This window comes from Bartonella sp. AA83SXKL, from assembly GCF_042196965.1.
Taxonomy (GTDB): domain Bacteria; phylum Pseudomonadota; class Alphaproteobacteria; order Rhizobiales; family Rhizobiaceae; genus Bartonella.
Genome location: NZ_JBHIRG010000171.1, coordinates 1 through 332 on the forward strand (window position 1 = coordinate 1; position 332 = coordinate 332).

The 332-nt window shown below is 38.3% G+C and carries 1 protein-coding gene; it reads right to left on the reverse strand.

Translation table 11 applies throughout. From position 1 onward, the window contains the following. A partial coding sequence (locus ACFINO_RS10385) for an aminotransferase class V-fold PLP-dependent enzyme (RefSeq protein ID WP_375655751.1) occupies positions 1-332 on the reverse strand: 332 nt, incomplete at both ends.

Here is a 332-nt window from a genome sequence, read left to right on the forward strand (position 1 = left end):
AGAGGAAGTCCCTTTGTTTTATCATGAAAGCTTAAGAGAGAGAGCAATTTATCTTGTTGAATAAGTCCATCTTGATCAACAGCAATTGTACTAATGAATTCTTTAGGAAAACGTCCACCTTCTGCAACAGATGGATGTTCAGTTGCCCCAATGTAAAGATGGGAAAATTGAACTTTAGAGCTTCCCATATTATAAAAGGGTGTTAATAAAGTCATGGCTGCTTCACTTGCACCAGACGTGAATACAACATGATCTGGATTTGCGTTAAGACTTTTAGCAATTTGTCGACGTGCCTTTTGTAATAAAGCTTTAGCAGCACGTCCTTCCGTATG